The sequence below is a fragment of the Inquilinus limosus MP06 genome (assembly GCF_000767795.1).
Lineage (GTDB): Bacteria > Pseudomonadota > Alphaproteobacteria > DSM-16000 > Inquilinaceae > Inquilinus > Inquilinus limosus_E.
Map to the genome: position 1 here is coordinate 1 of NZ_JANX01000395.1, position 5,995 is coordinate 5,995.

General features: G+C 69.3%; 4 protein-coding genes. All 4 read left to right on the forward strand.

Annotated elements, in window-relative coordinates; translation table 11 throughout:
- Positions 1 to 96 precede the first annotated feature (96 nt).
- On the forward strand, positions 97 to 1,593 hold the full coding sequence (locus tag P409_RS23985) for an ABC transporter substrate-binding protein (protein ID WP_034844592.1): 1,497 nt from the start codon (positions 97 to 99) through the stop codon (positions 1,591 to 1,593).
- Between the two features lie 229 nt (positions 1,594 to 1,822).
- Positions 1,823 to 2,770, forward strand: coding sequence for an ABC transporter permease (locus P409_RS23995; protein WP_034844597.1), 948 nt, complete (start codon positions 1,823 to 1,825; stop codon positions 2,768 to 2,770).
- A complete protein-coding gene (locus P409_RS24000; protein ID WP_034844598.1) occupies positions 2,767 to 3,654 on the forward strand; it encodes an ABC transporter permease in 888 nt (295 codons plus the stop codon). The genes P409_RS23995 and P409_RS24000 overlap by 4 nt, the downstream gene beginning before the upstream one ends.
- 9 nt (positions 3,655 to 3,663) lie before the next feature.
- Positions 3,664 to 5,469, forward strand: coding sequence for a gamma-glutamyltransferase family protein (locus P409_RS24005; RefSeq protein ID WP_034844599.1), 1,806 nt, complete (start codon positions 3,664 to 3,666; stop codon positions 5,467 to 5,469).
- Positions 5,470 to 5,995 lie beyond the last annotated feature (526 nt).

Here is a 5,995-nt window from a genome sequence, read left to right on the forward strand (position 1 = left end):
GGCCGCGCGGCTGTCGCTGTACCGCGCCCGCCAGGCCGAGGCGGCCCGCCAGGCCCAGACAGCCCGATCATAAGAAACCGAACAGGAGGCTCACCTATGCGCGCACGTCCCCTTCTTCTCATGCTCGCCGGCCTGCTGCTCAGCGGCACGGCCTACGGCCAGACCACGCTGCGGGTCGGGCTGAACGAGGACCCCGACGTGCTGGACCCGCACCGGGCCCGCACCTTCGTCGGCCGCATCGTCTTCGCCTCGCTCTGCGACAAGCTGCTCGATATCGACGAGAAGCTCAATTTCGTGCCGAAGCTGGCGACCAGCTGGGCCTGGAGCGACGACAACCTGACCCTGACCTTCACCCTGCGCGACGGCATCACCTTCCAGGACGGCGACCCGATCGACGCCGCGGCGGTGAAAGCCAATCTCGACCGCGCCCGCACCCTGCCGGACAGCCTGCGCAAGAGCGAGCTGGCCTCGGTCGCCGATGTCGTGGTGGTCGACCCCAAGACCGTGGCGCTCAAGCTGTCGAAGCCGGACGCGACGCTGCTGGCCCAGCTGTCCGACCGCGCCGGCATGATGCTGGCGCCGAAGGCCTTCGACACCTTCACCCAGAAGCCCGTCTGCTCCGGCCCCTACAGCTTCGTCGAGCGGGTGCAGAACGACCGCATCGTGCTGCAGAAATACGCCGGCTATTGGGACGCCGCGAACTACAAGATCGACAAGGTGGTGTTCCAGCCGATCCCGGACACCACGGTGCGGCTGGCCAATCTGCGCGCCGGCGACCTGGACATGCTGGAGCGGCTGGCCCCGTCCGACGTGCCCTCGGTCAAGGACGACCCGAACCTGGTGTTCGCGCCGGTCACCGGCATCGGCTACCAGGGCATCACCATCAACACCGGCAATGGCGACCGCGCCAAGACCCCGCTGGGCCAGGACAAGCGGGTGCGCCAGGCGCTGGAGCTGTCGGTCGACCGCGAGGTCATCAACCAGGTGGCCGGCGCCGGCATCTACCCGCCGGCGCAGCAGCCCTTCCCGCAGGCCAGCCCCTACTATAGCAACAAGTTCCCGGTGCGGGCGCGGGACGTCGAGAAGGCCAAGCAGCTCTTGAAGGAGGCGGGGCAGGAGCACCCGTCCTTCGAGCTGGTGTTCGGCACCGGCACCCTGGCGCAGCAGATCGCCGAGCTGACCCAGGCGATGGCGTCGGAGGCCGGCTTCGACATCAAGCTGCGCGCCACCGAGTTCGCGGCGATGCAGAAGGAGGCACAGCAGGGCAATTTCGACGCCATGCAGATCGGCTGGTCCGGCCGCGTCGACCCCGACGGCAACATCCACGCCTTCGTCACCTGCAAGGGCAACCTGAACGACGGCAAGTACTGCAACCCGAAGGTCGACGAGCTGCTGAACGCCGCCCGGCAGACGCCGGACCAGGCCAAGCGCAAGGAGCTGTATGACCAGGCGCAGGCGATCCTCGAGGAGGACCTGCCGATCATCTACACCTATTACCAGCCCTGGCCCTTCGTGCTGTCGAAGAAGGTGAAGGGCTTCACCGCCTATCCCGACGGCATGATCCGCCTCAAGGGCATGAGCATCGAGGGCTGACGATGCAGGCGCTCGCTCCCGCCCGACCGCTTCCGATCGAGTCCCCCCTCCCCTCGCGGGAGGGGGCCAGGGGGAGGGGGTTCGCGCCGATGCTCAGGCCCTGCCCGGGCAAGGCCGGGCTGCGCCAGGAGGGGATGCGGCGGTTTTCTTCGATCGACAACCCCCTCCCCCTACCCCCCTCCCGCAGGGGGAGGGGGGACTTGGTTGGGGTTGTCCGCGAGGCCCACCCATGACCCGGATCATCCTGCGCCGGCTGATGGTCGCGGTGCCGACCCTGATCCTGGTGTCGATGCTGGTCTTCGCCCTGCAGAAGCTGCTGCCGGGCGACCCCGTGCTGACCATGGCGGGGGAGGAGCGCGACCCCGCGGTCCTGGAATACCTGCGCGAGAAGTACCGGCTGAACGACCCGATCCCGGTGCAGTATTTCGCCTGGATCGGCCAGGTGGTGCAGGGCGATTTCGGCGTGTCGCTGCGCACCGACGCGCCGGTGACCGAGCTGATCGCCCAGAAGCTGCCGGTGACCATCCAGCTGGCCGCCATGGCCATGGTGTTCGCCCTGCTGATCGGCATCCCCGCCGGCATCATCGCCGCGGTGCGCAAGGGCACGGCGGTGGATTACGGCGCGAACATCCTCGCCCTCTCCGGCCTGTCGATCCCGAACTTCTGGCTCGGCATCATGCTGATCCTGCTGGTGTCGGTGCAGTGGCGCCTCCTGCCCGCCTCCGGCTACGTCTCCCCGTCGCAGGACCTGTGGCTCAGCCTCAAGACCATGCTGATGCCGGCCTTCGTGCTGGGCAACGCCCTGGCCGCGACGCTGATGCGCCACACCCGCTCGGCGATGCTGAGCGTGCTGCGCTCGGACTATATCCGCACCGCCCGGGCCAAGGGCCTGCTGGGTCCCGCCGTGGTGCTGAAGCACGCCTTCCGCAACGCGTTGGTGCCGATCGTCACCCTGGTGACGCTGCTGTTCGGCGAGCTGCTGGCCGGCGCGGTGCTGACCGAGCAGGTCTTCACCATCCCCGGCTTCGGCAAGCTGATCGTCGACGCCGTGTTCAACCGCGACTACGCCGTGGTGCAGGGCGTCGTCCTGTGCACCGCCATCGGCTTCATCGCCATGAACCTGCTGGCCGACGTGCTGTACATCCTGATCAACCCGCGGCTGAGGCACCCGTCATGACCGCGCCCACAGTTGTCCAAAGCGCCCTCAATGCCGATACCGCGAAGCCGAAGCGGCGCAGCCGTGGCCTGCAGAAGTTCCTGCGCAACAGGGGCGCGGTGGTCGGCGCCGTGCTGGTGCTGGCCTTCGTGCTGCTGGCCGTGCTGGCGCCGCTGATCACGCCGCAGGACCCGCTGCAAACCAGCTTCCTGACCATCCGCAAGCCGCCCTCCGCCGCGCATTGGCTGGGCACCGACGACCTCGGCCGCGACATCTTCACCCGCCTGGCCTATGGCGCCCGCGCCTCGCTCATGGCGGGGGTGATCTCGGTCGCCATCGCCCTGGCCGTCGGCGTGCCCTTCGGCCTGCTGGCCGGCTACTATGGCGGGCTGGTCGACGGCGCCATCTCCCGCGCCACCGAGGCGATGCTGGCCATCCCCTTCCTGATCCTGGCGATCGCGCTCGCCGCCTTCCTCGGCCCCAGCCTGGGCAACGCCATGATCGCCATCGGCCTGTCGGCGATGCCGCTGTTCATCCGCCTGACCCGCGGCCAGGTGCTGAGCGTGAAGACCGAGGACTATGTCGAAGGCGCCCGGTCGATCGGCCTGCCCGACCGCTGGATCATCATCCGCTACGTCCTGCCGAACGTGCTGCCGCCCTTGATCGTGCAGGCGACCTTGACCATCGCCACCGCCATCATCGCCGAGGCCAGCCTGTCCTTCCTCGGCCTCGGCCAGCAGCCTCCCGCCCCGTCCTGGGGCTCGATGCTGAACACCGCCAAGAACTTCATGAGCCAGGCGCCCTGGATGTCGGTCTTCCCGGGCGGCGCGATCTTCCTGGTCGTGCTGGGCTTCAACCTGCTGGGCGACGGATTGCGCGACGCCCTCGACCCCCGCGAAAGCTGAGAGACACCGATGTTCACCACCCGCCCCGAACTGCTCGGCACCTTCGGCATGGTCACCGCGACCCACTGGCTCGGCAGCGCCGCCGGCATGGCCATGCTGGAGCGCGGCGGCAACGCCTTCGACGCCTGCATCGCCACCGCCTTCGTGCTGCAGGTGGTGGAGCCGCATCTGGTCGGCCCCGGCGGCGACGTGCCGGTGGTGTTCCATTCGGCCAAGACCGGGAAGACCGAGGTGCTGTGCGGCCAGGGCCCGGCTCCGGCCGGCGCCACCATCGCCCATTACAAGAGCGAGGGGCTTGAGCTGATCCCCGGGAACGGCCTCCTGGCCACCGTCGTCCCCGGCTCCTTCGGCGCCTGGATGACGCTGCTGCGCGACCATGGCCTGCTGACCGTGCGCGACGTTCTGGAGCCGGCGATCCACTATGCCGAGGGCGGCCACCCGGTGCTGCCGCGCGTCGCCGACACCATCGCCGGCCTCAAGGACTTCTTCGAGGCCGAATGGCCGACCTCCGCCGCAGTGTTCCTGCCCGGCGGGTCGGGTCCGAAGGCCCGGCAGCTGTTCCGCAACCCGGCGCTGGCCGAGACCTGGAAGCGGGTGATCCGCGAGGCCGAGGCCGCCGGCGGCGACCGCGAGCGCCAGGCCGAGGCGGCGTACGACGCCTTCTACAAGGGCTTCGTGGCCGAGGCGATCGACCGGTTCGCCCGCACCACCGAGGTGATGGACGAGAGCGGCCGGCGCCATCGCGGCGTCATCACCGGCGACGACCTGGCCCGCTGGCGGCCGGCCTATGAGGCGCCGCTGACCTACGACTATCACGGCCACACGGTCGCCAAGATCCGGCCCTGGGGCCAGGGCCCGGTGTTCCTGCAGACCCTGGCCCTGCTGAAGGATATCGACCTGGCGTCGATGGGCCCGGCCAGCGCCGATTTCGTGCACACGGTGACCGAGGCGATGAAGCTCGCCTTCGCCGATCGCGAGGCCTATTACGGCGACCCCGACTTCGTCGACGTGCCGGTCGAGGCGCTGCTGTCGGATGCCTACAACGACGCCCGCCGCGGCCTGATCGGCGCCACCGCGTCGCGCGAACTACGGCCGGGCCGGGTGCCGGGCTACGAGGCCCAGGTCGACCAGGTGATGGCGGTGCTGGAGCGGCTGTCCAAGGTCAGCGGCACGGCGTTAAAGGACCTGGCGGCGAACGAGCCGACCATGGCCGACATGCTGTCGGCCCGGCGCGGCGACACGGTGCATATCGACGCGGTCGACCGCTGGGGCAACATGGTGGCGGCGATGCCGTCGGGCGGCTGGCTGCAATCCTCGCCGGTGGTCCCGGAGCTGGGCTTCATGCTGAACAGCCGCGGCCAGATGTTCTGGCTGGAGCCGGACCTGCCGACCAGCCTGGCGCCGGGCAAGCGGCCGCGCACCACCCTGACCCCGTCGTTGGCGCTGCGCGACGGCAAGCCGTACCTGGCCTTCGGGTCGCCGGGCGGCGACCAGCAGGAGCAGTGGCAGCTGCAGCTGTTCCTGCGCCATGTCCATCACGGGCTGAACCTGCAGGAGGCGATCGAGCAGCCGATGTTCCACACGGCGCATTTCCCGAGCTCCTTCTACCCGCGCGAGCGCAAGCCCGGCCACCTGCTGGCGGAGGAGAGCTTCGGCCCCGAGGTGCTGGCGGAGCTGCGCCGCCGCGGCCACGCGCTGGAGGAGGCGCCGGAATGGACCGTCGGCCGCCTGGTCGCGGCATCCCGCGACCCCGACGGCCTACTGCACGCCGCCGCCACGCCCCGGCTGATGCAGGCCTATGCCGTGGGGCGGTGAGTCGCCCGGCAAGGCCTTTCCAGAACACCGCCCCACCCCTTTGCCGTCATTCCCGCGAAAGCGGGAATCTCCTCCATCTTGCCGGGACGAGATTCCCGCTTTCGCGGGGGATGACGGGATATGGATTTTTGGTCCCGCCTTGCGGGTGAGGCCGGGCTCCATCCTCGACAAAATCCCCTCACCCGGAGGCGCAGGCGCCTCCGACCTCTCCCGTGGACGAGAGAGGCAAACCATCAATTTTTGAACACGGATTCTCCGATCCACACCGTCATTGCGACCACGGCCTTGAGCCGGGAAGCAATCCATGCAGCAGCACGAGCGGACAGATGGATTGCTTCGTCGGCTTCGCCTCCTCGCAATGACGATGTGAAGAGACGCCGAGCCCTCAGCTACTGTCCGGCTTCATCGGTGCCGGCATGAGCCGACCGGTGATGGGCTCGTCCGCCGGGCGCGGCCAAGCCTCGGCAGGCTCGGCGTCCTCCGCCACGACCTCGGCGGTCGCCGCCTCGTCGGCCCAGCCCGGCGG